Raw genomic sequence first — 26592 nt, forward strand, 5'->3', positions numbered from 1 at the left:
ACCGCTTGGCGGCGGCGCGCTTCGAAACGATTAACGCTTCGAGAATTGCTTCCGGCGGCGTGCCTTGTGGAAGCCGACCTTCTTACGTTCGACTTCACGCGCGTCACGCGTCACGAAGCCGGCGTTCGACAGGGCCGGCTTCAGCGTCGCGTCGTAATCCATCAGCGCGCGCGTGATGCCGTGGCGAACGGCACCGGCTTGACCCGTTTCACCGCCGCCCGACACGTTGACCTTGATGTCGAACGTCGTGGCGTGGTTCGTGAGCTCAAGCGGCTGACGCACGATCATCAGCGACGTTTCACGCGAGAAGTAATCCGCGATGGGCTTGCCGTTGACGACGATGTCGCCCTTGCCTGCCTTGATGAAGACACGAGCGACGGCGCTCTTGCGGCGGCCCGTACCGTAGTTCCAATTACCGATCATATGGGCTCCCCTTAGATCTCGAGCGCCTTCGGCTGTTGAGCCGAATGCGGATGCGTGGCTTCTGCGTAGACCTTCAGCTTCTTGATCATCGCGTAGCCGAGCGGGCCCTTCGGCAGCATGCCCTTGACCGCCTTCTCGAGCGCACGGCCCGGGAAGCGTTCTTGCATCTTGCCGAACGTCGTTTCGTAGATGCCGCCCGGGTAGCCCGAGTGACGGTAGTACTTCTTGTCGGTGGTCTTGTTGCCCGTGACCTTCAGCTTGCCGGCGTTGATGACGATGATGAAATCACCGGTGTCGACGTGCGGAGTGAACTCAGGCTTATGCTTGCCGCGAAGACGGCGTGCCACTTCGCTGGCGACACGGCCGAGAACCTTATCCGTCGCGTCAATCACGTACCATTCGCGCGTCACCTCTTCGGCTTTGGCGGAAAACGTCTTCATGATCGATCCAAAAAATTGACTTGCCCTTCGTGTTTTTCCTGCTTGGATGTGGCGCATCGAGGCACCGTGCAGGCTCTCCCTGTTCTTCTTCCGCGGGCATGAATGCGGAAAAGCCCTGAATTATAAAGGAATTTGACAGCGCGCGTCAAAGCCGTTCTCGATGGGCGGCAAGCACGCCGCCCACGCTTCGAGGCGGCCATCGAAAACGCGCGCCGCGGCGGTGCCGGTATCGGCAACGCCGTTGCCGGCGGGGCCGCCGGAAGCCAAGGGCAAAAAAAAAGCCCGAACTCTGGGCTCGGGCTTAATCCACCTAAGGAGGAGGGTGGAGGAGACATGCGGAGATTGCCGCAACCGGCAATCAATGAAACGCATTGTACAGAGCGATGGGCCGGTAGGCAAGAAAATTTGCATCGCGAAAAGAGATCTCATAATGCGAGATGTCGATATGCTTATTCCGAACGGACCCTCCCGCTCGACCGGGGCTACAATGCCAGTCCGTCGAATCTCAATGTCAGAAAACCGGGAGTTGCGCCATGGAATGCAAAGTGAGCTGGATGGGTCCGGACGGGATGGCGTTCGCCGCCGAGACAGGCAGCGGCCACCTGGCCATGATGGACGGCGCACCGGAAGGCGGCGGGCGCAATCTGGCGCCGCGTCCGATGGAGATGGTGCTGCTCGGCACGGGCGGATGCACGGCATACGACGTCGTCATGATCTTGAAGAAGAGCCGGCAGGAAATCGCGGGCTGCTCGGTGACGCTCAAAGCCGAGCGCGCAAGCGAAGACCCGAAGGTCTTCACGAAGATCCACTTCCATTTCACGGTGACGGGCAAGAACCTGAACCCAGCTACCGTCGAGCGCGCGATCAACCTATCGCACGATAAATATTGCTCGGCCTCGATCATGATGGCCAAGACGGCCGACCTCTCGCACTCGTTCGACATCGTCGAAGCCTGAACCCGCTCGATCGCCGCACGGAGCGCGCGATCGGCGAGCATCGGAAGAAAAGCAAAGCAGGCCGGTAAGCCGGATTCTGTGCGGTTTCGATACCTTGCGGCATCGCAACCGTGGCAGCCATTCCTCTAGGCGCGCCATTGCTGACGCGCTCGAGCTTCCTACCCGCAGGCAAGACGGGGGCCCCGCCTTGCATCCGAAGACGCGTGCCTGCCTATTTGGAATTGCTCCGGGTGGAGGTTACCGTGCCGTCTACGTCGCCGCAGACGCGGTGCGCTCTTACCGCACCGTTTCACCCTTACCTGATCCCGGTTTGCACCGGGCCATCGGCGGTTTGCTCTCTGTTGCCCTGTTCCGCGTGTCGCCACGGATGGCCGTTAGCCATCACCCTGCCCTATGGAGTCCGGACTTTCCTCGCCCTTCCCGGCGCGAGCCGGGAAAGCCGCGACTGCCTGGCCTACTTTGCTGACGCGCAGTTTACCACCGGCCAGGTCATCGCGGCCGGCGCCGCCCCGCGCGAAACACCTGCGGGTCGTCGTAAAAGAGCGGATCGACATTGGCGGGCCAAAATCCGGGCACGCCGAGCACAGGCAGCGGCGCGTAACGGCCGGCGTCGAGGACGCCTTCACCCAGCGATGCCGCAACCGTGCGATCGAGCCACGCCCCCCGGCGCTCGCCGGGCCAGGCGAAGTACTCGGGGGGCGCCGCAACGATCCATGCGTGGCCCGTGCAGGCCTTGTAAGGGGCGATCAGCTTCTCGAGCAACGCATGGCCGAACACCCGAACCTCGCAGCGCTCGCCCCACGCGGCACGCTCTTCGATCAACAACCGCCGCCATTCGAACGCTTTGAGCGCCGTGCTCAAGGACGGATCGGCGCAGACGAAGAGCAGCGCGTTTTCGTCGAACAGCGTAAGGAAGTCGCGTTCGGCCCCGCGCTCGGCGCCCACCCCGCTTCGCTCGATCGCTCTGGATTGCCGAGCGTTGAGCATCGCCTTCACGCCCGGATAAGTGAACCAGACGAGCGCGTTGAAAAAATCGTGCAGGTTGCGGCGCGTCGGCACGCAACCGGTCTGCGCGATATGCGTTTCATAGGCGACGCGGGGCGGCAATTCCGACTGTTCGATGAACGAAAGCGGGCGGCCGGCGCCGGTCAGATGTCCCGCTTCGCCGGCCTCGGATGCGAGCATCCGGACATAGCCGCCCGGATCGGCGTGGGCACGCTCACGCCAGCGCCTGCCACGCTGCTGGTAAGGCGCCAGCCAAGGCGCCGACCAGTCTATTCGATCAAGACCTGCGACGGACAAACCGCCTTCGAGCGCACTCGCGGATTCTTGCAGCGTCATCTCGTACCGGTGCCGGCTTCGGGTGCGCCCGCGTCAGGCGAGTCGCCAGCCGATCGCCTCGCCCGCGCGCAGCGGGACGACCGACGCTTCACCCGCGACGATCTCGGCGGGCAGCGTCCAGCTTTCGCGCACGAGCGTCACCCGTTCGCCGCTGCGCGGCAGACCGTAAAAATCGGGGCCGAAGAAGCTCGCGAATCCTTCGAGCTTATCGAGCGCGCCCGCGTTCTCGAAGGCCTCCGCATAAAGTTCGAGCGCATGCAGCGCCGTGTAGCAACCGGCGCAGCCGCACGCATGCTCCTTCAGGCCCTTGGGGTGCGGAGCGCTGTCGGTGCCCAGGAAAAAGCGCGGATTGCCCGACGTCGCCGCCTCCACGAGCGCGACCCGGTGCGTTTCCCGCTTGAGCACCGGAAGGCAATAGTAATGGGGGCGAATTCCGCCCTGAAAGATCGCGTTGCGGTTGTAGAGCAAATGATGCGCCGTGATCGTCGCGCCCAACAGCCCGGCCGGCGCGCCGTCGTCGCGCACGTATTGCGCCGCGTCTTGCGTCGTAATGTGTTCGAACACGACCTTCAGCGCCGGAAAATCGCGGCGCAGCGGCGTCATCACGCGATCGATGAAGACCTTCTCGCGGTCGAACAAGTCGATCGACGAATCCGTGACTTCCCCATGTACGAGCAACGGCATGCCGACTTCCTGCATCGTCTCGAGCGTCTTGGCGCATTTCGATAGATCGGTCACGCCGAAATCGGAATTGGTCGTCGCGCCTGCGGGATAAAGCTTCACGCCATGCACGAAGCCGCTCTCGCGCGCCCGCCGGATTTCGTCCGGCGGCGTATTGTCGGTCAAATACAGCGTCATCAACGGCTCGAACTTGGCACCGATCGGCAACGCCGCAAGAATGCGGTCGCGATACGCGCGCGCCGCATCCACCGTGGTGACGGGCGGCTTCAGGTTCGGCATGACGATCGCGCGGCCGAACTGGCGAACGGTATGCGGCAACACGGCGCTCAGCATCTCGCCGTCGCGCAAATGCAAATGCCAATCGTCGGGGCGGGCCAAGGTAAGCGAGGTGCGCTCGCTCGCGGCGGAATCGGAAGCGGTCATGGCGAAAGTCTGGCTAGAGGCCTAGCGGGCAACCCGCGCGGCCATGAGAAGTGGAAAACGAATACGAAGCAAGCCGAGAGCCATCGTGGAAAAACCGCAACGGCCGCACGGTCGCGCTCGCGGATTTCGCTTTTTTCGGCCGGCGGTCCGGTATATGCTTCAAAAAAACATATTGTAGCGGGTTCGCCGTGCGCGCCCGCCCATTCACACGCACCACCAGCCGTAAAATGTGCCAACTCCTCGGAATGAACTGCGCCGCGCCGACGGACGTCACGTTCTCCTTCACGGGCTTCGCTGCCCGCGGCGGCATCACCGACCACCATGCGGACGGCTGGGGTATCGCCTTCTTCGAAGACAAAGCCTGTCGTTTGTTCATCGATCATCAATCGTCGGCCACCTCGCCGGTTGCCGAGATGGTCAAACGCTATCCCATCAAATCGAAGAACACGATCGCGCATATCCGTAAGGCGACGCAAGGCCATATCCTGCTGGAGAACTGCCATCCGTTCATGCGGGAGTTATGGGGCCGGCATTGGATCTTTGCGCACAACGGCGATCTGCAGGCGTACCGGCCCGAGATCACCGGCGTCTATCAACCGGTCGGCACGACCGACAGCGAACTCGCGTTTTGCGCCTTGATGCAAGGCTTGCGTCGCGCGTTTCCCGGCGCGCAGCCGCCGCTGCAGGAACTCTTCGATGCGCTCGCCGCGCTCACGCGCGAGGTCACGAATTACGGCGTGTTCAATTTCTTGATGTCGAACGGCCAGGCCCTCTTCGCGCACTGCTCGACCCATCTGCACTACATCGTGCGGCGCTGGCCGTTTTCGACGGCGCATTTGATCGATGCGGATATGTCGATCGATTTCGCGCAATACACGACGCCCGAGGATCGCGTCGCGGTCATCGCGACACAGCCGCTCACCGACGACGAAGTCTGGACCGCCTTCGCGCCGGGCGATCTATTGATGTTCCAGGACGGCGAGGTCACGGCGCAAACGCATATTCCGGTGCCTTTGAGCGTGCTCGAGAAAGCGCGCAATCCCGCCTGCGATGCCAGCGCGTCCGCGTCGATGCGTGCACCGCTCGCGGCGTCCAGCGCGGACGCCGACGACATCGCGGCCTTCGAATCGTAAATTCGCGACGCAGCGCGGCCCCCCGGCCGCGTGCGCGATCAGTGCAGGATCTTCGCGAGAAATTCCTTCGCGCGATCGGACTTCGGATTGTCGAAAAAGGCCTCTTTACGGTCGTCCTCGACGATCGCCCCACGGTCCATGAAGATGACGCGGTGCGCGACCTTCTTAGCGAATCCCATTTCGTGGGTCACGCACATCATCGTCATTCCTTCTTGCGCCAACTCGACCATCACGTCGAGCACTTCGTTGATCATCTCGGGATCGAGCGCGGACGTAGGCTCGTCGAACAACATCGCCACCGGATCCATCGAGAGAGCGCGCGCGATGGCCACGCGCTGTTGCTGACCGCCCGATAGTTGGGCGGGAAACTTGTCGGCCTGGGCTTTGAGACCGACGCGATCGAGCAGCGCCAAGCCTTTGTCGGCGGCTTCGTCCGTCGAACGGCCGAGCACTTTCACCTGCGCGAGCGTGAGGTTCTCCATAATCGACAGATGCGGGAACAATTCGAAGTGCTGAAACACCATGCCCACCTTCGAACGCAGCTTCGATAGGTTCGTCTGGGCATCGCGCAGCGATTGGCCGTCGACGACGATCTCGCCTTCCTGAAACGCCTCGAGGCCGTTCACAGTCTTGATGAGCGTCGATTTGCCGGAGCCCGACGGCCCGCAAACGACGACCACTTCGCCTTTCTCGACTTGCGTCGTGCAATCGTTGAGCACTTGAAACGTGCCGTACCACTTCGAAACGTGCTTGATCGAAATCATCCGGAATCCCTTTGCCAAAACGCTCGCCGCGCGCGGCTCATGCCGACGAAACCCTCGCATGATACGCGGCCTTGTCCCATACGGAAAACGGGCGGCACCTTTTCGATGCCGCCCGTCCAGGGCAAGCCGGATGCGCCGTGAGGGGCGCCGCCGGCAAGTCAAACCCGTTTCGCTTGTGGCGAAGAGGGAATCAGGGATACAGGCCGCGCATTTCGCGCGCCATCAAAATCCGCTTACATGCGACGATGAACGCCGCCGTGCGCATCGACACCTTGTTCTCGCTCGCCACCTGCCACACGGCGTTGAACGCTTCGCGCATCACGCGCTCGAGACGCTGGTTGATCTCGTCCTCGGTCCAGAAGAAGCTCGAGAAGTCTTGTACCCACTCGAAGTACGAGACGGTCACGCCGCCCGCGTTGGCCACGACGTCGGGGATAATCAACACGCCCTTGTCGTGCAAGATGTCGTCGGCCGCCGTCGTCGTCGGGCCATTCGCCCCTTCGACGATGATCTTCGTCTTGATCTTGCCGGCGTTCTTTTCCGTGATCTGGTTTTCGAGCGCGGCCGGAATCAAGATGTCGCTCTCGATCGTCCAGAACTCGTCGTTCGCGAGCGGATCGGCGCCCGTGAAGCCGCCCACGCCGCCCGTGTTCGCCACGTGGGCGAGCAACGCGTTCGTATCGATGCCGCTCGCCTTATAGAGCGAGCCCGTATGATCTTGCACGGCGATGACCTTCGCGCCCGCTTCTTCGAACAGACGCGCGGCGATCCCGCCCACGTTGCCGAAGCCTTGCACGGCGATGCGCGCGCCCTGGATGTCGAGGCCCACGCGGCGCGCCGCTTCCGTGCCCACGACGAACACGCCGCGGCCCGTCGCTTCGCGGCGGCCCAGCGAGCCGCCCAGCGAAATCGGCTTACCCGTCACGACGCCCGTGGCCGTTTGGCCCTGGTTCATCGAGTACGTATCCATCATCCACGCCATGATCTGCTCGTTCGTGTTGACGTCAGGCGCGGGAATGTCCGTGTTCGGTCCGATGATGATGCCGATCTCGCTCGTGTAGCGGCGCGTCACGCGCTCGAGTTCGCCGCGCGAGAGCTTGCGCGGATCGACGCGGATACCGCCCTTCGCACCGCCGTACGGCACGTTCACGGCCGCATTCTTGACCGACATCCAGGCGGAGAGCGCCATCACTTCGGAGAGCGTCACGTCTTGGTGATAACGCACGCCGCCCTTGCCGGGACCGCGCGAGACGTTGTGCTGAACGCGATAGCCTTCGAAATGCGCCACCGTGCCGTTATCGAGTTCGATGGGCACGTCGACGATCAAAATGCGCTTCGGACGCTTCAGTGTTTCGAGCCAACGCGACGACGAACCGAGGTACGGCGCGACGCGATCGACTTGACGCAGATAGTTTCCCCACGGGCCGAGATCGTCGGCATGAAGGTACGAGGGGATCGATTGTGCAGACGTGGTGGACTGCAATTGCGAGGACATGGACGCTCCAACGGTCACTGAATGTGCGCCATTGTCGAAAAAGGGCATTTTGAAATCCAATGCCGTTTGGTCATCCCGTTATGCCTTTCTTGCATAACGTGCCGGCTAGTCCACGGCAGCGTGGCGCGCCCTCCCCTTGCCGGGCGAGCGCCATCGCTAGCCGGATGCTCACGCTTCGGTCACGCCGAGCTCGCCGGCGACGACCTGCCATAAGCGGCGCACGAGCGCTTGGCGCGGATCGTCGGCGTTGCTCGCGAGCTTGTCGCGATACAAGCGGATTTCCATCGTCAACGTGAAGCGATCGGCGGGCAGACCGCGCGACGCGGCGCGATCGAGCCGGATCAGATCGCCCGCCGCCACGGCATCCTCGACCGCGCTGTGCGGCAAGAACGCGACGCCGTGTCCGGCGAGCGCCATTGCCTTGAGCGCCTCGGCCATGTCCGTTTCATAGACGCGATCGAGGCACAACCGCTCCGGCGCGTTCGCCACGATGACTTCGGTCATGCGTCCGAGGTAAGCGTTCGGCGTGTAAGACAGATAGGGGACAGGGGCATCGGGCGTGCCCGGCAGCAGATAGCGCGCGCGGCCCGCGCGCCCCGGGGCCGAAAACGGACTGATCGGTTCGAAGCCGAGCGTGAGCATGTCGTAGCGTCCCGGATCGAGCGCCACCGGATGACTCGGATGGTGATAGCCCATCACCAAGTCGCAACCGCCCTCGACGAGGGAGAGCACCGCATCGTGCACGTTCAACGCGCGCAGCCGCGTGTGGATCGGGCCCATCTGCGCCTCGATGCGTTGCAGCCACTTCGGGAAATAGGTCAACGAAAGCGTATGCGGCACAGCGAACTCGATCGTCGCCGCGGGCGCGCCGGCCTGCCCGCGCAGCAAGATCCGCGACTCGTGCATGTGCGAGAGCATCGCGAGCGCCTGCTCGCGGAAGACCTCGCCGGCCTGCGTGAGCCGCGTCGGATAGACCGAGCGATCGATCAGCTCTGTGCCGAGCCATGCCTCGAGCGCCTGGATGCGGCGGGAAAACGCGGGCTGCGTCACATGCCGCAGTTGCGCCGAACGGCTGAAGCTGCGCGTTTCGGCGAGCGATACGAAGTCTTCAAGCCATTTGAGTTCCATGTGGGGCGCAGCCGAACGATGAACGACGCCGGCATTGTACCGGGCGGCCCCGAGCGAACGGCGCGCGTCCGCATGGCAACGTTGATGCAACGCACCATGGATGCGCGCCGGGCACATCGGCGGTGCCGCCCGCGCGATGCCAGTGCGCGGGGCGGCACTGTGCGCGAGCACTCGCGCGCGGGCACGGCCCGCAATAAACAAGCATGACGAATGCCGCAATCACAAGCAGGGCGTGGCATTGCCCGAAGCGGACCGGATCCGGGTGCCGCCGATGGCATAGGGCTTGCGTTGGCGAGCCGTCGCGCGGCCCGCCATGCCGCGCGACGGCATCCATGCCCATTACGATTCATCCGACGCGAGGACGATCATGAAGAACCTGCAACATGCGCTAAGGAGCGGCAATTGGCGCTCGCTCCTCGCCTGCTTCCTTTACTTCGACACCGGCTTCACGGTCTGGGTCCTGTACGGTCCCCTCGCGCCGTTCATCGGCAAGAGCATCGCGATGACGGCGGCGCAGCAAGGCTTTCTCGTCGCCGTACCGGTGCTTTCGGCAGCAATCTTGCGCGTGGCGCTCGGCAACCTCTATCAATCGGCGAACGGCCGCCGCGTCGCGCTGATGGGCGTGCTGCTCTCGGCCGTCCCCACGATCGTGCTGCCGCTCGTGCCGGCGACGCCGTCGTACACGCTGCTGCTCGTGCTAGGCGTATTTCTGGGCGTGGGCGGCGCAAGCTTCGCCGTCGCGCTGCCGATGGCCGGCAGCAGCTATCCGCCGAAGGTTCAGGGCCTCGTGCTCGGGCTGGCAGCCGCCGGCAACATCGGCGCGGTGCTCGACGGCTTTCTCTTCCCGCGCGTAGCCGATGCGCTCGGCTGGCAATACGCCACGGCCGCCGCGTTGCCGCTGCTCGCCATCGCCGGTCTAGCGCTGTTCGCCTGGGGCGACGACCGGGGCGAGAAGGCCGGAAGCGTCGGGCGCGCGCTCGCGGGGTTCGCGACGATCCTCGCGGGCCTGATCGTACTCGTGCTGGCCGTCCACGCCGGCGCATTCGGCTCTGGCCGCACCGGCGTGCTCCTGTTGCCGGTCCTCGGCGCGGCGGGCGCGATCGCGCTCTTGCCCGCCCGCTACCGCTCCGTGCTCGCCGAACGCGATACGTGGGTCATGATGCTCGTCTACAGCATCACATTCGGCGGCTTCGTCGGCATGTCCTCCTACGTGACGCTGCTACTCACCACGCTGTATCAAATGCCCAAACTCGAGGCGGGCTTGTTCATGTCGCTGCTCGCCTTCCTCGGCGCGATCGTGCGGCCGGTCGGCGGCTATGTCGCCGATCGAATCACGGGCGTGCGCGCACTGACTGGCCTGCTGGCCGCGATCTCGGCAGCCGACATCCTCTTCGCGGCTTGGATGCCGCCGCTCGGCGGAGGCATCGCGATCCTCGTGTGCCTCTACATCGCATTCGGCTTGGGCAACGGCGCCACGTTTCAACTCGTCCCGCATCGCTGGAAAGGCAAGACCGGCCTGCTCTCCGGCGTGATCGGCGCGGCGGGCGGCATCGGCGGCTTCTATCTGCCCGTGGTCATGGGTATCGCCAAGGAAAGCACGGGCAGCTACCAAATGGGCTTCGCGACGTTCGGCGCGCTCGCGGCTTGCGCGTGCCTCGCGATTCTCGCGCTGCGCGGACAATGGCTCGTCTGGGCCAGCCCGGCCGGGGCCGCGCTCGAAGCCGCACCGCCGGCGCACGTCCCGCACGCCGCGGCAGCCGGCGAATGACGCGCAGCGGGCCGCGCGCAATGCGGCCCGCTGGACATGGGCCGGGGCCTAGCGTCGTGGAGCATGGCCCCGGCGGTGGTAAAATCGCGGGTTCTCCCTCCGTACCCGAACCCGCGCCTCGAGCGCGATGCCGATCATGTCCGATACCCGCGCCGATACGCTGTTTGCCCTCACCGCCCTCTCGCCGCTCGACGGCCGCTACGCGGCCAAGACCGAAGCCCTGCGCGACTGGCTCTCCGAAGCCGCGTTCATGCGCCATCGCGTGACGGTCGAAGTTCATTGGCTCATTGCGCTCTCGCAAGCCGGCTTCGCGGAAATCCCGCGTTTCTCGGAAGCGGCCGAACGATTCCTGCTCGATCTCGTCGCGCGTTTTTCTGCGCATGACGCCGCGCGCATCAAGGAAATCGAGCGCGTCACGAACCACGACGTCAAGGCCGTGGAGTACTGGCTCAAGGAATCGGTCAAAGGCCAAGCCGAACTCGAACGCGCCAGCGAATTCATTCACTTCGCCTGCACCTCCGAAGACATCAACAACACCTCGCACGGCCTCATGCTGGCCGGTGCGCGCGAGCACGTGATCCTGCCGGCGCTGCGTTCGGTCCACGGCCGCCTCGTTGCACTAGCGCACGCGCACGCCGAGCAGCCGATGCTCTCGCGCACGCACGGCCAGCCGGCCAGCCCGACGACGCTCGGCAAGGAAATCGCCAACGTCGCCGCGCGCCTTTCGCGCGCGATCGAGCGCATCGCGAAGGTCGAGATCCTCGGCAAGATGAACGGCGCCGTGGGCAACTACAACGCGCATCTGTCGGCCTATCCGGACTTCGACTGGGAAACGTTCTCGCGCAACGTGATCGAACAGCGCCTGAAGCTCACGTTCAACCCGTACACGATTCAAATCGAGCCGCACGATTACATGGCCGAGCTGTTCGATGCCTGCGCGCGCGCCAATACGATCTTGCTCGACCTCGACCGCGACGTCTGGGGCTACATCTCGCTCGGCTACTTCAAGCAAAAAACGAAGGCCGGCGAGATCGGCTCGTCGACGATGCCGCACAAGGTCAACCCGATCGACTTCGAGAACTCGGAGGGCAATCTCGGTCTCGCGAACTCCACGCTGCGCCATCTGGCCGACAAGCTCCCGGTCTCGCGCTGGCAGCGCGACCTGACCGATTCCACGGTCCTGCGCAACATGGGCGTGGCGCTCGGCTATTCGCTGCTCGCTTACGACGCGTTGATCCGCGGGTTGGACAAGCTCGAAGTCAATCCGGCTCGTCTGAACGAAGACCTCGACGGATGCTGGGAAGTGCTCGCCGAACCCGTGCAGACGGTCATGCGCCGCTTCGGCATCGAAAATCCGTACGAGCAACTGAAGGAGCTGACGCGCGGCAAGGGCATCACACGGGAAGCGCTGCAGGAGTTCATCGCCAAGCTCGCGATCCCGGACGATGCAAAGGCGCTGTTGATGGCGATGACGCCCGCGTCGTACACGGGCAAAGCGGTCGAATTGGCGAAACGCATCGGCTAAAAAGCGATTTCGCTCGCGGGCGGGGGCCATGTACCCCGCCCTTCAATGCCCGCCCCGCCGCCCGACCGCACGCGCTTGCGGTTTGCGCTTTCCCCCTCCTCATCGCGGTTCGAAAAACTACAGAACCTCGTCATCATTTCCGATAATTATTTGAATATTACTGATTTCCTAATGCGAATCGCATTACTCAAATTTCATCGCGCCGTAAGGTTTCGCTTTTATAATCAAAACAAATACCAACCAGAGGGCCAGCATGAGCGACGCAAATCTCCGTTCATATCGATTTTCCTTACAGGATTATTCGACTTCCGAACGTCTTGAAGCATGGCAGGCACAATATTCGGTTGCGGAATTCTCTTTGACCGCGCCGTTTAACGCGGCGGCGGACTATCAGTTCGAAGGATATACGCTAGGCAATATTTCCGTGGGCAAATGGGCCTACCGGCAAGAGCCGGGAAGTGGCATTCCGCTCACGTATGTGCTCAACCGTTCCATGCCGCGTATTAGGCGTGACGGTCTGGACAACTATTCCTTCAATCTGCGCACCGGCGGAATCGTGCGCGGCGAAATCGATGGGCGCTCGCTATCGGTCGAGCCCGGCGAAATTCTCGTCGTCGATCAGGCGCGGCCCTATCGCCGCGAAATCCAAGCAGGCGATGCCATCACGCTGCTCGTGGCGCGCGACATGCTGCCGAATCTGCCGGCCAATATTCACGGCACGATTTTCCGCGGCGGCATCAGCCGGCTACTCGACGATTATCTGAGGAGTCTGTTGGACAAAATCGGCACGATCACGCCGCTGGAGGCGCTGCACGCCGAGCAGGCAACGCTTAGCCTCGTGAAGGCCATGCTGAGCCCGACGACCCAAGAAATCGCGAGTGCGCGCAACGAACTGCTCTCCACGCTGTACGTCAAGATCAAGGAGTACATCCGGCGCAACTTGGAATCGCCGGAGTTGTCTCCGGACCGGATCTGCAAGGAAGTGGGCATTTCCCGTTCGAGCCTTTACCGGTTGTTCGAACAGGACGGCGGCGTCGCCAACTACATTCGCAAACGGCGCCTGCTCGCTATCCACCGGGCCCTGATGTCGCCCGACAGCTCACGCCACAGAATCGGAGATCTCGCATACCGCTACGGTTTCAACAGCAATACGCAACTGAGCCGCGCGTTCAAGCAGGAATTCGGTCACGCGCCGAGCGAGACGCGCGACGCTGTGGAGCGCGCGCAACGTCTGTCGAATAGACGCGTCGCCGCGGACTACAGCGGCTGGCTCGCGCAAATGCGCTAACGCCGCGCGAGCGCACGCGGCCCGGCTACCAGCGTACCGGGCCGTTCTCGTGCGCTTCCCGCCGGATTAGGCGAACGCTTCCACGGCGGCCGCCGTGTCTTCGAAAATGCGGTAGTGACGGATCAGGCCGCCTTCGACTTGCGCGACGACGGCAAATTCGCTCTTGAACGTTTTGCCCGTCTTGCGCACGCGGTGTTGCATGAAGCCATAAGCGAACACGTGGTCGTCGGCCTCGGCCCATTTCCGAATCTCGAACTGCTCCGTCTCGAACTGCTCACCGAGCGTGTTGAGCAGACGCTCGACGCCCGCCCGGCCGACGAAACGCCCATAGATCGGCAGGTTCTGCGGGCCTTGCGGCTCGAACACCGTCGCGTCGTCGATCACCGACAGCGCGCCGGGCAGATCGCGCGCGCCGACCTTCGAGAAAAACACCTGCAGCGGATTGAGTGCCATACGAAACTCCATGAATAGTGGTGGCGAAGCGGGATTGTCAGGACCGGCTCCCGCTAGAAGCGCCGGTATTTCGATGCGTCGCCGGCTAGGATTCGAGCAGCGCAAGCTTGCCGTCGACGCCCGCCCAGCGCGCCGCATCGACGGGCGGCTTCTGGCTGCGCGTAATGCTCGGCCAAGTTTGCGCCAGCGTCGCATTGAGCGCGACGAAGGCGTATTGCTCGGCCGGTATCTCCTCGGCAGGATAAATAGCGCCGACAGGGCATTCGGCGCGGCACACGCCGCAGTCGATACACTCGTTGGGGTCGATAACGAGGAAGTTCGCCCCTTCGTGAAAGCAATCGACCGGACACACCTCGACGCAATCGGTGTAGCGGCACTTGATGCAGTTTTCAGTGACGACATGCGCCATGTTGGCTCCCCTTCAAAGCGCGGCGCTCACGGCGCCGCCGATTCGTGCACGCGCAACGACGCCGAGGCGAACAGCCGCTCGATCCACTGGCGGGTCTCCTCGGGGCTGGGCGTGCCGATGATGCCGGCGAGCGGCGTCTCGTGCGCCGAATACGTGACGTGCGATGCGAATGCGCGGCCCGCCTCGAGTTCGTTCCAGGCAAGCACCGCCGGGCTCGTGCGGAACGGCTCGACGCCGGCCAATCCATGGAATGTGCCGCCGCGTACGTGATGGCCGGGAAAGACGAACCATCCGTGCCAAAGCTGCTGCGCGAACGGCGCCCGCGGCGCGATCCGCAGCGGCTCGCCGAGCAGCAACTGCAACTCGGCCGACGGCATGTGAACACCCGTGGCCAGCTCGAACGTCGCGACGACATCGGCGCCGCCCACGCGATTGCCCACTTCGAGGAATACGAGTTCGCCGCCGTCGTCGAACGCTTCGAGATGGAACGCGCCCGAATCGATACGGACGGCCTTCAAAACTTCGTCGACCCAGCGGCGGGCGGCATCGCTCAAGACGAAATGGAAGGAGCCGAGCGGCCGGCCCGCCGCATAGTCGAGGCAGGTGCCGACATAGCGGCTCGCGCAGATCGCGCGGATCTCACCGCCTGCGACGATCCCGTCGAAATGCAGGACCGGGCCCTCGACGTATTCCTCGAGTTCGAACTCGTCGATGTGCGATGCTTCGAGATCGAGCGCGGCGACGCCCGTGCGCCGCGCGCCGAGCGCCTCCCATAGCGCGGCGGGCGATTCGAACACGACGACATCGGCGCTCGAGGCGCCACTGTGCGGTTTGAGCACCGTCTTGCCGCGCCACGGCGTCTCGCCTTGCGCGTCGAGCCAAGCGCGCAACGGCGCAAAGCGCGGCACGCGCAGGTGCGCCTCATGCACGGCCTGCTTCATCTTGACCTTGTCGCGCACGAGCAGCACCTCTTCGACCGACTTGCCGCCGATGCCCAGCCGTGTCCGCAGCTTCGCGGCGTCGAGCAACTCGTATTCCGATAGCGAGACCACGACGTCGAAGCGGCGCGGATTCGCATCGAGCCAAGCGCTCGCCTCGTCGAACGCGCTGGCCTCGCCGGGGCGCTCGATGCGGGTACACCGTAGCCGCGGCGGGATCGTGTCGAGAATCTCGCGCTTGCCGAAATACGTGACGTCGTGCAGATCATGATCGATGCCGCGCGCGTAATCGATGCGCGCATAGGGCACGCGATGTAGTACGAGAATATTCATCCCAAGTCTCCGGGCGATTCGAATGACGGCGGCTTCAAGCCGCCGCGCGCGTCGCGCAGGCCACGTCGAGCGCCGCCGGCCAGCTTGCGCGCAGCGTTGCGACGACATCGCGGATATCGGCGTCATCCGCTTCGAGCGTGATCGTGGCAAGCGCGACGAAATCGGCGTTATCGCGGGCGACCGCATGCACGAAGCGCCGCTCGGCGGTTAGCCACTCGAAGCCGCGCGAGCGCAACGCGCCCTCGCGCAACCCGAGCGCGGCGACGGTGCGGGCAATCGCATCGTCGAGCGGCGCCGCATCGACGCGCACGTCTTGCGGCGAGAACAACTGGTCGCGGCCCACGCCGAGCATCACCGCGGCGGCGAACCGTTCGGGCGGCGGCAGCTCGCTGGGCGGCGCGATGCCCCAAACGGCATCGATCCACGCATGAAACAGGTCGATGCCGTAAGCCCAATGCGCGAGCCACCAGATCTTCATCCCCGCCGGCCGGCGGTTCGGCTCCACGACGGCCGCATGCAGCCCGTCGTCGCTGAGTTTGATTTCGTTATGAAACGGACCGTCGCGCTGTCCCACGAGCAAATTGGCGAAGCGCCCCGCACGAGCCAGCGTCTCGCTTTCATGAGCGGCGAGCCGCGACGGCAGGATCTGCGCGACTTCGACCGGATAGCGTCCCGTCGCGCTCACTTTCTCGGTGATGAACGACAAAGGGCCGAGGCCGTCGTAGGAAAACTCTCGCGCGAACGGAATGAGCTCTTCGCAGATGACGCCGCGCGACAGGTACGGGGCGGCCTCGGCAAACGCCGCCTCGAAGTTCTCGCCGCTGCGCACGACCACGACACCGCGATTGTTGCCCTCGCACGAGGGCTTCACGACGAAGCCGTTCGGGTGATCGGCGGCAAACCGGCGTAAGTCGTCGGCCGACACGGCCTGCGTATAGTCGGGCACCATGACGCGCTGCGCTTGCAGCAGCGCGCGCACCCGATGCTCCGCGACCCGATAGGCGTGCTTGCTGAACGCGCCCTCGGCGAGCACCGACGAATCGACCGCGAGCCCGAGCCGCTCGAGCAACGCCGCGCCTTGCTGGACCGCGTTGTCGGAAAACACGATCCCCGCGCGCAAATCGCCGGCGATCGGCGCGAGCCGCGCAAGCGCGTCCTCGACGAAGCGTTCGGCGAGCGGGTCCAGATCGATCACGGCGTCGCAGATGCGCCGATCGCGCTCGTTGGGTCCCGAGCGAATCAGCACCGTTCGAGCGCCATGGCGCTCGCGTGCGTACTGGGCCAGGTGTGCAACGTCGTCCACACGGCTCAAGTTGTAATCGACGATCAGCAGCGTCGAGGCGAATTGAGCTTTCATGATCAGACTCCTAACGCGGGTTCGGTAACCCGGTAACGGACGGCGATCGCGAAGGCGGAGGCCGCGAGCAGCGCGTCGAGTTCGGCATCGCGCTCGGCACGCGTCATCGACCAGAGCAACTGGCCGAGGAACACTTCGCGCGACGCGGGATCGACTTCGTCGCCGGCTTTGAGCAGCACTTGCGTCACGACCGGCGCGCGCGGCAGCGGATTAATCTGGATCTCCTCGATTCGTCCGGGACTCGCGAAATAGACGCGGAAAAACGTCGCGTTCGGACTCGGCGTTTCACCCTCGCCGGTATAGGCGAGGCGGGAAAGCGAGGCGTGCGCGCCGTCGGCATCGAGGAGCACGTGCAGCCACAGGTCGAGTAGATTGGCATCACCGTTGAGCGCCTTCACGCTCGGCGAAATCAGGCTGCCGCCGACACGCGGGTTGATTTCGATCAGATCCCAGCGCGTGCCGTCGAAGCGGGCCTCGACGTGGAAGCACCCCCAATCGAGCGCCAATCGTGCGAATACGGCACGCAACCAGGCGATCCCTTGCGCGCAGTGGCGCGCGCAGATCGACACGGGCGGACTCGTGCAACTGTCTTCCAACACCGTGCCGTTCGCCTCGGTCAGTTCGCATTTTTCGTGGATCGCGACGACGTACGGGCTACCGCCCACGACGAGGACCTCGAAGCTGCATTCCGTCCCGGTCACGTATTCCTCGGCGATGAACCGAACGCCTTCGCCGATCACCGAGGCGTAGACCGTATCGGCCTGCGCTTGCTGCGAAATCGCCTCGAGCGTCGCCCACGTCGTCTCGCGCGTCAGCCGGAACGCACCGTACGATGCGATACCCTGCACGGGCTTCACGAAGTACTCGCCGCCTCGCGCCAAGTGCGCTTGCAGTTGGCCGAGCATGTCGGGCGTGAGCGCGTACGCACGCCGGCGGGACAGTCCGTCCGCATAGAGCGCGTTGCGCACGTGCAGCTTGTCGCGCAACGAATCCACGAGCACCGGGGCGAGGTCCGCCACGCCGAGGCGCGCGTTCGCATACGCCATCAGCGAGCGGTAGCCTTCCCATACGGAAATACACGCCAGCACCCGGACCCCGGACGCTTTGAGCGCGTCCAGCGTCCGGTCGACGTCCGAGATCGACAGCACGTGCGTGCCGCCCGCGTGCACGCTGCCCGCGAGCGCACGCAGCGCGACCAGCCGATTCGCGTGCTCCGGCAGCGGTTGTGAAGTGAGGACATGCGAACGCAACTGCCGCCGGCCTATCGCCGCGACGAGGTCCTCGACGAACGAGTACCCGCAGTGGCTCAAAATCAGAACGCCATCAGCCAACATGTCGGCTCTCCCCTCAGGCTGCGGCCTTCAGCGTCGACGCGATCTTGTCTTCGTACAGTTCCTTGAAGTACAGCGCGAGAACCGTTTGATGCTCGTCGAGGTAGCGCTTGAGCGCGGCGATATCGTCTTCGTTGCGCAACAGGTAGCGAATCGCGGCCCAAACCTCGCCCGGATGATCGTCGTTGATGTCGGTATGCGAGTGGGCGATCTGTCCGCCGATGTTGCCCTCGCCCACCGATCCCTTCAGCGCTTCGATCTTGCGCGGCTCTAGTTTCACGTTCACGTATTCGACGAGGTACGAGTATGCGACGACGCCGAGCGGGCCTTCGTGGTCGAGCAGATACGAGAAATAGCCGGTCAGCAGCTTCGTCGACAAGTACGGCTCCGTCGCGAGGAACGTTTCGCGCGTCACGCCCGCACGCTCGAGATCCTGGACGAACAGGTCGTCGTGCAGCATTTCCTCGCGTTCGTAGTTCGCCCAAATCTGAGCCGCCTCGGGGCTGCGCTTCGCGATCTCGGCGAGCGCCTTCGATTCGGACACGCGCAGCAAGCGGATACGCCACGCCGTCTCGATCAAGTGACGGCGGTAGTACTCGCTGTCGACCGTCTTGCCCTCGAGGTGAGCGGCGTACGGCACCGTGTCGTACCACGTGTCGATTTGACGATCGATCAGCGCGTCGATCTCACCGCGCAGAGCCGCGGAGGCGGCTGCATTCAAAAACGGCGTGCGGTTTTCGAGACCCGCGTTTTTCACACGATTGCTCATGGAAGTTCCTATATAGAGAAGAGTGGGAGACAGGCGCAAAACGCATCGTTGATGGATTCAACCGCCGGTCCGGGCGGCAACCTTTACGGTTGCTGCGCCCGTCAGACGGCATTGACACGCGAGCCGGAACCGCTCGTCCGGATAGCCGAGCGTGTCGAGGAAGGCCGCCTCTTGTGCTTGCCGGCTGCCGAGATTCGGTAGTCCTTCCAATACTTCGATGACGCATGCACCGCATGCCCCCGCACGGCAGCCGAACGGAATCGAGTCCTGTCCATGCAATTCGAAGTCGAGCTCCATCAACGAAGCGCGATCGGCAAGCCACACTTCTATGCCTTGCGGCTGCAGCGTCAGTCTGTGCATCGCTTCATCCTCCGTGTCCAACCGGGCCGCCGCCGTCGCTTGCGTGTGTCGGCGGCGGGCTCGGTGGACGTACTGTATGAAACGAGCGGGGCGTACCGTTAGCGTTTTTGTCCCAACAAAGCGACGATGCGTTTCGGCTAACGCGTTCGCATCGCTTCCGAGCGCCGATGAGACGCGCCGTCAATCCATTGAGACACGCGGACTAACCCGCGCCAAGCGCGTGAAGTACCTTTGTTCTGGTCGCGGGCTCGATGCCCGCCATCCTTCCATTCCCTAGCACGGAGCGACAAACATGTCGACGCAAGCGATTCCCGAAACGGCGCAGCACGCGGTGTCCGCCGCGCATCTGAGCGAAACGGCAAACGTACCCCGCTGCAACACGCTCGAGGCACAGAAGCGATTGAACGCGTTCTATCTCCGCGAGCTCGCGCCGCCGAGCGCATACGACACGATTCCGCAACCGGCGGAATACGATGAGATTCTGACGCTCGAAAGCGAGTGGAACTTGCACGAGGAATCGCGCTGCGATCTATCCGGCTTGCCCGAAAACGCCGCGCAGCTCGAAGAGTGGTATTACGACCTGCGCCGCACGAACCGCGAAGCGGTGGCCCCCTTCTTCCGCTTTCTCGCCGAAGAGGCCACGCTCGAACAGCTTTCGTACTACATCTGCTTGGAAGCGCAGGTGGACGGCCGTTTCGACGATACGATCGCGCTGTCGCAAATCGGCATGCTGGGAGACATGAAGCTCGCGGTCGCGGAAAACTTCTGGGATGAAATGGGCCTGGGCAACCTCGACGGCATGCATACGCTTCTGTTCGGCAAAGCGGAGCCGCATTTCCGGCAGTACCTGCAACGCTTCGACCCGTCGATCTTATCGTCGGCGCTCGCGCTGAAAAACGGCAATCTGCTGTCGATGTATGCGCTGCGCCGCTGGTACGTGCTCCGTCTGCTCGGCACGTTGACGCTGCTCGAGGATACCGTTCCCTACCGCTTCTCGAAGATGGTGAAGGGCATGCGCCGCCACGGGGTGCCCGAGCAAGTCATCGAGTACCACGTGCTGCATACGAAGATCGACGTCGTGCACGGCAATAGCCTCGTCAAGCGCGTGCTGCTGCCGCTCGCCGAACAAAACCCCAGCGCGATCCGCGACATTTGCATCGGCTGCCTCATCCGCTTCAACGTCGAAAAGGACTACTACGAAGGCGCGGGCACCGTGATGGAGAACATGCGTCAATCGCTGCAATGATGCACCGCGCGGGCCACGGCTCGCATCACGCTGCTCGCTCGAGCGGCTTGCGCCATCCGTGCAAGCCGCTCCGCCTCTTTCCTTGACGCTCGTTTCGTACGAACCGCCACCATGAGCCTCGACCATCTGTCCGACTTGCAGAGTGCGTCGCGCGCGCGCGCGGCGCACTCGCGCGTGCGGTTGACGCGCCCTATCACGCTGCTATTCGCGGTAACGGCCGGATTCGCCGTCGCCAACGCCTATTACGCGCAGCCGCTGCTCGACACGCTCGCGCGCCAATTCGATATTTCGCGCGCCGCCATCGGCAGCGTCATGACGGTGACGAACATCTGTTATGGGCTCGGTCTGCTTTTGCTCGTTCCGCTGGGCGATCTCTGGGACCGGCGCCGGATGATTTTGATTCAGTCGATCGTCAGCGCGCTGTCGTTGTTGGCCATCGCGACGGCGACGCGCGGTATCGTGCTCTTCGTGGGTATGGGGCTGATCGGTTTTCTCGCGGTCGTCACGCAAGTGCTCGTGGCCTTCGCGGCCGGACTGGCCGAGCCTGCCGAGCGCGGACAAATCGTCGGCACGGTCACGAGCGGCATCGTGCTCGGTATCTTGCTCGCGCGCACGTTCTCCGGCGCGATTGCCGATCTCGCGGGCTGGCGCGCGGTGTATCTGACCTCGGGCTGTGTCACGCTCGCCCTTGCGGGCGTGTTGTCGCGCGTACTGCCGCACCATCACCCGACGCTCGCCGGCCAATCCTATCCGCGGCTCATCGCATCGGTGTTCGCGCTCGTCGCGCAAGAACGCGTGCTGCGCGTGCGCGGCTCGATCGGATTCCTTCATTTCGCCGCGGCGATGACGCTCTGGACCCCGATGGTCCTGCCGCTCAGCGCGCCCCCGCTGTCGCTCTCGCATACGGAGATCGGCCTGTTCGGGCTGGCCGGCGCCGCCGGCGCGCTCGGCGCGGCACGGGCCGGCCGGCTGGCCGATCGCGGTTTCGCGCAGTGGACCTCGGGCATCGGCCTCGCGCTGATGCTCGTCTCATGGTTGCCCACGGCGCTCGTCATGCATTCGATCGCCGCGCTCGTCGTGGGCGTCGTCGCATTCGACCTCGGCCTGCAAGCGGTGCACGTGACCAACCAGAGCTTGATCTACAGCGTGCGCCCGGAAGCGCGCAGCCGTCTGACGGCCGGTTACATGCTGTTTTACGCGTGCGGCTGCGCGTCCGGCTCGATCGCATCGACGTTCGTGTACGCGCGCTTCGGCTGGTCCGGCGTGTGCGCGCTGGGCGCGTCGATCAGCGCGGTTGCGCTCGCTCTCTGGTACGCCACGCTGCGTCGCGCTTGACACCAAGGCCGCGTCGCGGCGTCACGCGCGATTTCATCCACTCGATCTCAACGAACAGCATGAACCCAAAAATCTCGCACGATCTCGTCGGCATCGAAGCGCTGCTGCAGCGAACCCTCGATCACGCACTGGAGGTGCTCGATCGCATCGACGAGCGCCCCGCCGCGCTCGATCCACCGCCGGCCACGCGGCGCCCGTTGCCGGAGCAGGGCCCCGGGTTCGACGCCGCGCTCGACGACTTCCTGACGCGCTGGGCGCCCGGATTTTCGGGGAGCGCCGGCCCCCGCTATCTGGGTTTCGTGACGGGCGGCGCGACACCCGCCGCGCTCGCCGGCGATTGGCTCACGAGCGTGTACGACCAAAATCCGACGGCCGGTATCGACAGCTCCGCGCCCGACCTCGAACGCGAAACGATCGCGCGTCTGCGCGAGTTGTTCGGACTGTCGGATGCGCAGCAAGGCGTTCTCGTCAGCGGCGCGACGATGTCGAATCTGGTCGGGCTCGCGATCGGCCGCGAGTGGCTCGGCGAGCAATGCGAGAGCCGCGTATCGATCTCCGACGACGGCGTCGGCATGTTGCCGCCGATTCGCGTCCTCTCGGCCACGCCGCACTCGAGCATCTACAAGGCGCTGTCGGTGCTGGGTATCGGCCGCCGCGCCGTGCAAAAGATACCGACGCTGAAGGAACGCGAAGCGGTGGACGTCGACGCGCTTGAAACGGCGCTGCAGCGCTTCGAGGGCGAGCCGGTCATCGTCGTCGCCAATTCCGGCACGGTCAATACCGTGGACTTCGACGCGTTGCAGGCGATCGCCGAGTTGCGTTCGCGCTATCCGTTCTGGCTGCACGTAGATGCGGCATTCGGCGCGTTCGCGGCGCTCTCGCCCGATCATGCCGCGCTCGTGCGTGGCCTGGATGAAGCCGATTCGATCTGCATCGACCTCCATAAATGGCTCAACGTGCCCTACGACGCGGCCGTGCAGTTCACCCGGCGGCGGGATCTGCAGGTGCGCATCTTCCAAAACAGCTCGGCGTATCTCGGCGTGCCCGGAGACAACCCCGATTTCGTCCATCTGACGCCGGAGAATTCGCGGCGGTTACGCGCGCTGTCGACGTGGTTTACGCTCGCCGCCTACGGCCGCGACGGTCACGCGCAGATCGTCCAAACGAACATCGCGCTCGCACACCGGCTCGGCAGGATGATCGCCGAACAGCCCGGACTGTCGCTGCTCGCACCGACCCGTTTGAACGTAGTCTGCTTTACGTTGGCGCGGCAGCCGACCGAGGAGCGCATCAACGCCTATATGCGCGCCGTACGTGACCTCGGCGACGTGTTCATTACTACGACGGTCTATGCCGGTACCTGGGGCTTGCGCGCGGCATTTTGCAATTGGCGCACGAGCGAGCGCGATGTCGATCGGACCTTCGACTCGCTGGTACGGGCCCTCGGGAGCGTGCAATGAGCGCCACAGCTCCATCGCCGGTTGCGCACCGATGGGCATTGCGCGCGATCGGGGTAGGCGCACTCGCACTCGTGGCCGGTGCGGTCTGGATCCAGGTGGCGCTGCACGAAGACCCCTGCCCGCTGTGCATCATCCAACGCTATCTGTTCGTGCTGATCGCGGCCCTTGCGTTCGCGGCGTCGGTGGGAGGCCGGCGCGCCCCGTTGTGGCGCGTGCTCGCGCTGGCCGCGGCACTCACCGGCGCGGCGGTCGCCGCGCGGCACGTCTACGTCCAGGCCCATCCTTCGTTCAGTTGCGGATTCGACGCGCTGGAGCCCGTCGTGGACGGTCTTCCGCCCGCGCATTGGGTGCCGGTACTGTTCAAAGTGGCCGGACTGTGCGAGACGTCGTACCCGCCTATCGTTGGCCTCACTCTGCCGATGTGGGCATTCGTCTTTTTCGCCGCGATCGCGTTGACGATCGGCTGGGGGCTGCGCGCGCTACCCGAGCGCGGCCGCCACCTCGTCGACGATGGCGTCCGGCGATAAGTCGATGCTCACCGTGATCGCCTCGTCCGCGCCGGGCTCCTCGAGCGTATCGAGCTGACTGCGCAACAGCGACGGATTGAAAAAATGACGGCCGCGCGTGGCGAGGCGTTCGTGCAGCACTTCGTACGAACCCTTCAGATAGACGAAGCGCACGCTGCCGTCACCTTTCGCACCGCCGCGCAGGACGTCGCGGTAAGCGCGCTTGAGCGAGGAGCATCCCACGACGAGCGATTGGCCTTCTCGGACCTTCTCTTCGATGGCCGAGCGAATGGCCGCGAGCCATGGCCAGCGATCGTCGTCGGTAAGCGCAATGCCTTGCGCCATCTTTTCCTTGTTGGCCACGCTATGGAACACGTCGCCGTCGACGAACGTGCAACCCAGACGCTCGGCGAGCATCTCGCCGATCAGCGTCTTACCGGCGCCCGAGACGCCCATCACGATCAGAATCATTGCCGTTCCAATTGAGGCATTAAAAAACCGCGGCGAGCGCGAACGTCAAGCCGAGCCCGAGCAGCGAGATGATCGTCTCGCACAGCGACCAGGTCTTGAACGTCTGTCCGACCGTCATGCCGAAGTATTCCTTGATCAGCCAGAAGCCGCCGTCGTTGACGTGCGAGAAGATCAGCGAACCGGCGCCGGTGGCCAGCACCAGCAACTCCGGCTGGACATGAATCGCGCCTGCCTTGGCGATCGGCGCGACGATGCCGCACGCGGTCGTCATCGCAACCGTCGCCGAACCGGTCGCCAACCGGATCAACGCGGCTACGAACCAGCCGAACAGCAACGGCGAGAGATGGGCTTGCGTGGCGACGGCGACGATCTGCTGCGAGATCCCGCTGTCGCGCAAGACGCCGCCGAAACCGCCGCCCGCGCCGACGATCAACGTGATGCCCGCGATCGGCGCGAGGCAGTCGCCGCAGAACTTTTGGATTTGCTCGCGCGTGAAGCCGCGCTGCGCGCCGAACGTCCAGAAGCTGACGATCACGGCGATGAGCAGCGCCACGTCGGAATTGCCGACGAAACGTAGCAATTCGTTCGGCACCGACTTCGGCGCGAACACGAGATCGGCCCAGCTACCCACGAGCATCAGTATCACGGGCAACAAGATGGTGAAGAGCGTAATGCCGAAGCTCGGCAAATCGCGCCGCCCCGAAGCGTCCTTGCCGGCCGACTCGACGAACTGCGCGGCGAGCGCATTGTTCTCGGGCAGCTTGATATACCGGTGCACGAGCAGCGCGAACAACGGACCCGCGACGATCGCCGTCGGAATGCCGACGACGAGGCCATAGGCAATGGTCTTGCCGATATCGGCCCCGTAGGCCTGCACGGCCAGTAGCGCGGCCGGATGCGGCGGAATCAAGCCGTGCACGACGGATAGACCGGCGACCATCGGCAACCCGATCAACAGCAGCGATTTGCCCGTTCGCTTGGCCACGTTGAAGGCGATCGGCACGAGCAGCACGAAACCGACTTCGAAAAAGACGGGCAGGCCGACGATAATCGCGACGAATAGCATCGCCCAATGGATTTGCTTTTCGCCGAACCAGCGGATGAGCGTCGTCGCGACGCGCTCGGCGCCGCCCGACTCGGCCATCATCTTGCCGAGCATCGTCCCGAGACCGACCACGATCGCGATATGCCCCAGCGTGCCGCCGTTGCCGGTTTCGAACGACTTGACGATCTGCCCCGCCGGCATGCCGGCGGCGAGCCCGAGCAGTAAGGAAACGACGATGAGGACCAGAAACGGGTAGACCTTGTACCGCGCGATCAACAAGATAAGCGCCGCGATCGCGATGACCGCGTAAAGCAGCAACAGGCCGCCGTGGACCGATCCCATGAAAAGTCTCCTTTACTTGTTCTGAAGCTTCAAAACGAGGGAGAAAGACACGCGTACCGGCTGGCCGAGGAGGCCGCCGGCACGTCGTCGCCGCATTCTAAACGGAGACGGGGTTTCGCAACAAAACCGGTTTCATAAACAAGCGCGCCGTCACGATTCGCATCGATGACGGCGCGGCATGCAACGCCGCCGCGCCCAATCCATGGCGGGCGCGGCGGCGGACGCATCAGTGCTGATGGGCGGCGAGTTCCGACGCGGCGCGGGCGAGACGCGTCACCTCGTCCCAATTGCCGGCAGCCAGCGCGGCCTTCGGCGTCAGCCACGAGCCGCCGACGCATACGACGTTCGGCAGTGCGAGAAAGCTGGGCGCCGTGTCCGTCGTGATCCCGCCCGTCGGGCAGAACTTGAGCGTGGGGAACGGGCCGTACAACGCTTGCAGCATCGGAATGCCGCCCGCCTGCTGGGCCGGGAAGAACTTCACCGTTTCGTAGCCGAGTTCGAGCGCGAGCAAGATGTCGCTCGGCGTCATGACGCCCGGCAGCAACGGCAGCCCCGCATCCTGGGCCGCTTGGTGGATGTCTTTCGTCAAGCCCGGGGAGACGCCGAATTGAGCCCCGGCCTTCTTGGCCTGCTCGCAATGCTCGGGTTTCGTGATAGTCCCGACGCCGACGACGATATCGTCAGAGAGCTGAGCCGCGCGCTCGATCGCGCCGATGCCGGCGGGCGTGCGCAGCGTGATTTCGAGGACCTTGACGCCGCCCGCGTGCAGCGCCCGCGAAACGTGCTCGCCCTGCTCGACCGTCTCGAAGGCCAGCACCGGGATCACGGGACCGAGGCGGACGATGTCTTCAACCTTTTTCATGCCGGACTCC

General features: G+C 64.3%; 26 protein-coding genes and 1 other RNA gene. 9 read left to right on the plus strand and 18 right to left on the minus strand.

The features are described 5' to 3' along the window. Nucleotides 1-30: 30 nt before the first annotated feature. Together rpsI and rplM are read right to left on the minus strand one after the other, a co-directional pair. A complete protein-coding gene (gene rpsI, locus DXT59_RS09715) occupies nucleotides 31-423 on the minus strand; it encodes a 30S ribosomal protein S9 (protein ID WP_102643874.1) in 393 nt (130 codons plus the stop codon). An 11-nt stretch (nucleotides 424-434) separates the two neighbouring features. Continuing rightward, nucleotides 435-863 carry a 50S ribosomal protein L13 gene (gene rplM, locus DXT59_RS09720; protein ID WP_102609495.1) on the minus strand — a complete coding sequence of 143 codons (429 nt, stop codon included), beginning with the start codon at nucleotides 861-863 and terminating at the stop codon, nucleotides 435-437. A gap of 533 nt (nucleotides 864-1396) precedes the next feature. Between rplM and DXT59_RS09725 the strand changes: the two genes are divergently transcribed. After that, nucleotides 1397-1819, plus strand: a complete 423-nt coding sequence (locus DXT59_RS09725; protein WP_116136695.1) for an OsmC family protein — start codon at nucleotides 1397-1399, stop codon at nucleotides 1817-1819. A 49-nt stretch (nucleotides 1820-1868) separates the two neighbouring features. On the opposite strand, the gene rnpB is transcribed toward DXT59_RS09725, so the two are convergent. The 3 genes from rnpB to pyrC form a co-directional block, all read right to left on the minus strand. Then, nucleotides 1869-2280, minus strand: an RNA gene (rnpB, locus tag DXT59_RS09730) — RNase P RNA component class A. Between the two features lie 28 nt (nucleotides 2281-2308). Then, nucleotides 2309-3160 (minus strand): DUF3025 domain-containing protein, encoded by an 852-nt coding sequence (locus tag DXT59_RS09735; protein WP_116136696.1) that lies wholly within the window; start codon nucleotides 3158-3160, stop codon nucleotides 2309-2311. 33 nt (nucleotides 3161-3193) lie between these two features. Then, nucleotides 3194-4264, minus strand: coding sequence for a dihydroorotase (gene pyrC, locus DXT59_RS09740; protein WP_116136697.1), 1071 nt, complete (start codon nucleotides 4262-4264; stop codon nucleotides 3194-3196). Between the two features lie 227 nt (nucleotides 4265-4491). Between pyrC and DXT59_RS09745 the strand changes: the two genes are divergently transcribed. Next, nucleotides 4492-5397: a class II glutamine amidotransferase gene (locus tag DXT59_RS09745; protein ID WP_116136698.1), complete on the plus strand. Its 906-nt coding sequence runs from the start codon at nucleotides 4492-4494 to the stop codon at nucleotides 5395-5397. Nucleotides 5398-5435: 38 nt separating this feature from the next. Here DXT59_RS09745 and DXT59_RS09750 read toward each other — a convergent pair whose 3' ends face one another. The 3 genes from DXT59_RS09750 to DXT59_RS09760 all read right to left on the minus strand — a co-directional run bounded on the left by DXT59_RS09750 (nucleotide 5436) and on the right by DXT59_RS09760 (nucleotide 8784). Continuing rightward, the gene (locus DXT59_RS09750; protein WP_116136699.1) at nucleotides 5436-6161 is read right to left on the minus strand and encodes an amino acid ABC transporter ATP-binding protein; all 726 of its coding nucleotides are present in this window, start codon (nucleotides 6159-6161) and stop codon (nucleotides 5436-5438) included. A 190-nt stretch (nucleotides 6162-6351) separates the two neighbouring features. Beyond that, nucleotides 6352-7656 carry a Glu/Leu/Phe/Val family dehydrogenase gene (locus DXT59_RS09755; RefSeq protein ID WP_116136700.1) on the minus strand — a complete coding sequence of 435 codons (1305 nt, stop codon included), beginning with the start codon at nucleotides 7654-7656 and terminating at the stop codon, nucleotides 6352-6354. 168 nt (nucleotides 7657-7824) lie between these two features. After that, nucleotides 7825-8784, minus strand: a complete 960-nt coding sequence (locus DXT59_RS09760) for a LysR family transcriptional regulator (protein WP_116136701.1) — start codon at nucleotides 8782-8784, stop codon at nucleotides 7825-7827. Between the two features lie 367 nt (nucleotides 8785-9151). On the opposite strand from DXT59_RS09760, the gene DXT59_RS09770 reads away from it, so the two are divergent. The 3 genes from DXT59_RS09770 to DXT59_RS09780 all read left to right on the plus strand — a co-directional run bounded on the left by DXT59_RS09770 (nucleotide 9152) and on the right by DXT59_RS09780 (nucleotide 13365). Beyond that, nucleotides 9152-10552: an MFS transporter gene (locus tag DXT59_RS09770; protein WP_116136781.1), complete on the plus strand. Its 1401-nt coding sequence runs from the start codon at nucleotides 9152-9154 to the stop codon at nucleotides 10550-10552. A gap of 136 nt (nucleotides 10553-10688) precedes the next feature. Next, a complete protein-coding gene (gene purB, locus DXT59_RS09775; RefSeq protein WP_116136782.1) occupies nucleotides 10689-12077 on the plus strand; it encodes an adenylosuccinate lyase in 1389 nt (462 codons plus the stop codon). Between the two features lie 358 nt (nucleotides 12078-12435). Next, nucleotides 12436-13365, plus strand: coding sequence for a helix-turn-helix domain-containing protein (locus DXT59_RS09780; protein WP_240324458.1), 930 nt, complete (start codon nucleotides 12436-12438; stop codon nucleotides 13363-13365). Between the two features lie 66 nt (nucleotides 13366-13431). Here the strand turns inward: DXT59_RS09780 and DXT59_RS09785 are convergent, their stop codons facing one another. From DXT59_RS09785 to DXT59_RS09815, 7 genes are all read right to left on the minus strand, one after another. Beyond that, nucleotides 13432-13818 carry a nuclear transport factor 2 family protein gene (locus tag DXT59_RS09785; RefSeq protein WP_116136783.1) on the minus strand — a complete coding sequence of 129 codons (387 nt, stop codon included), beginning with the start codon at nucleotides 13816-13818 and terminating at the stop codon, nucleotides 13432-13434. Between the two features lie 85 nt (nucleotides 13819-13903). Next, the gene (fdxA, locus tag DXT59_RS09790; RefSeq protein ID WP_116136704.1) at nucleotides 13904-14227 is read right to left on the minus strand and encodes a ferredoxin FdxA; all 324 of its coding nucleotides are present in this window, start codon (nucleotides 14225-14227) and stop codon (nucleotides 13904-13906) included. Between the two features lie 26 nt (nucleotides 14228-14253). Beyond that, a complete protein-coding gene (locus DXT59_RS09795) occupies nucleotides 14254-15498 on the minus strand; it encodes an ATP-grasp domain-containing protein (protein ID WP_116136705.1) in 1245 nt (414 codons plus the stop codon). Nucleotides 15499-15532: 34 nt separating this feature from the next. Then, nucleotides 15533-16855 carry an ATP-grasp domain-containing protein gene (locus DXT59_RS09800; RefSeq protein WP_116136706.1) on the minus strand — a complete coding sequence of 441 codons (1323 nt, stop codon included), beginning with the start codon at nucleotides 16853-16855 and terminating at the stop codon, nucleotides 15533-15535. 2 nt (nucleotides 16856-16857) lie between these two features. Continuing rightward, nucleotides 16858-18189, minus strand: a complete 1332-nt coding sequence (locus tag DXT59_RS09805) for an ATP-grasp domain-containing protein (protein WP_116136707.1) — start codon at nucleotides 18187-18189, stop codon at nucleotides 16858-16860. A gap of 13 nt (nucleotides 18190-18202) precedes the next feature. Beyond that, on the minus strand, nucleotides 18203-18955 hold the full coding sequence (locus DXT59_RS09810) for a hypothetical protein (RefSeq protein WP_116136708.1): 753 nt from the start codon (nucleotides 18953-18955) through the stop codon (nucleotides 18203-18205). 57 nt (nucleotides 18956-19012) lie between these two features. Next, nucleotides 19013-19315, minus strand: a complete 303-nt coding sequence (locus tag DXT59_RS09815) for a 2Fe-2S iron-sulfur cluster-binding protein (protein ID WP_116136784.1) — start codon at nucleotides 19313-19315, stop codon at nucleotides 19013-19015. 292 nt (nucleotides 19316-19607) lie between these two features. Here DXT59_RS09815 and DXT59_RS09820 point away from each other — a divergent pair, with 292 nt between their 5' ends. From DXT59_RS09820 to DXT59_RS09835, 4 genes are all read left to right on the plus strand, one after another. Then, nucleotides 19608-20561, plus strand: a complete 954-nt coding sequence (locus DXT59_RS09820; RefSeq protein WP_116136709.1) for an iron-containing redox enzyme family protein — start codon at nucleotides 19608-19610, stop codon at nucleotides 20559-20561. Between the two features lie 111 nt (nucleotides 20562-20672). Beyond that, on the plus strand, nucleotides 20673-21896 hold the full coding sequence (locus DXT59_RS09825; protein WP_116136710.1) for an MFS transporter: 1224 nt from the start codon (nucleotides 20673-20675) through the stop codon (nucleotides 21894-21896). A 59-nt stretch (nucleotides 21897-21955) separates the two neighbouring features. After that, the gene (locus DXT59_RS09830; protein WP_116136711.1) at nucleotides 21956-23356 is read left to right on the plus strand and encodes a pyridoxal phosphate-dependent decarboxylase family protein; all 1401 of its coding nucleotides are present in this window, start codon (nucleotides 21956-21958) and stop codon (nucleotides 23354-23356) included. Beyond that, nucleotides 23353-23883, plus strand: a complete 531-nt coding sequence (locus DXT59_RS09835; RefSeq protein ID WP_116136712.1) for a disulfide bond formation protein B — start codon at nucleotides 23353-23355, stop codon at nucleotides 23881-23883. The genes DXT59_RS09830 and DXT59_RS09835 overlap by 4 nt, the downstream gene beginning before the upstream one ends. Here DXT59_RS09835 and DXT59_RS09840 read toward each other — a convergent pair. From DXT59_RS09840 to DXT59_RS09850, 3 genes are all read right to left on the minus strand, one after another. Further along, nucleotides 23836-24333: a gluconokinase gene (locus DXT59_RS09840; protein WP_116136713.1), complete on the minus strand. Its 498-nt coding sequence runs from the start codon at nucleotides 24331-24333 to the stop codon at nucleotides 23836-23838. The genes DXT59_RS09835 and DXT59_RS09840 overlap by 48 nt on opposite strands. Nucleotides 24334-24352: 19 nt before the next feature. Further along, the gene (locus DXT59_RS09845) at nucleotides 24353-25720 is read right to left on the minus strand and encodes a GntT/GntP/DsdX family permease (protein WP_116136714.1); all 1368 of its coding nucleotides are present in this window, start codon (nucleotides 25718-25720) and stop codon (nucleotides 24353-24355) included. A 226-nt stretch (nucleotides 25721-25946) separates the two neighbouring features. Then, nucleotides 25947-26582, minus strand: coding sequence for a bifunctional 4-hydroxy-2-oxoglutarate aldolase/2-dehydro-3-deoxy-phosphogluconate aldolase (locus DXT59_RS09850; protein WP_116136715.1), 636 nt, complete (start codon nucleotides 26580-26582; stop codon nucleotides 25947-25949). Nucleotides 26583-26592: the final 10 nt, after the last annotated feature.

Origin of the sequence: Trinickia diaoshuihuensis, from assembly GCF_003390925.1 — a bacterium.
GTDB classification, from domain to species: Bacteria; Pseudomonadota; Gammaproteobacteria; order Burkholderiales; family Burkholderiaceae; genus Trinickia; species Trinickia diaoshuihuensis.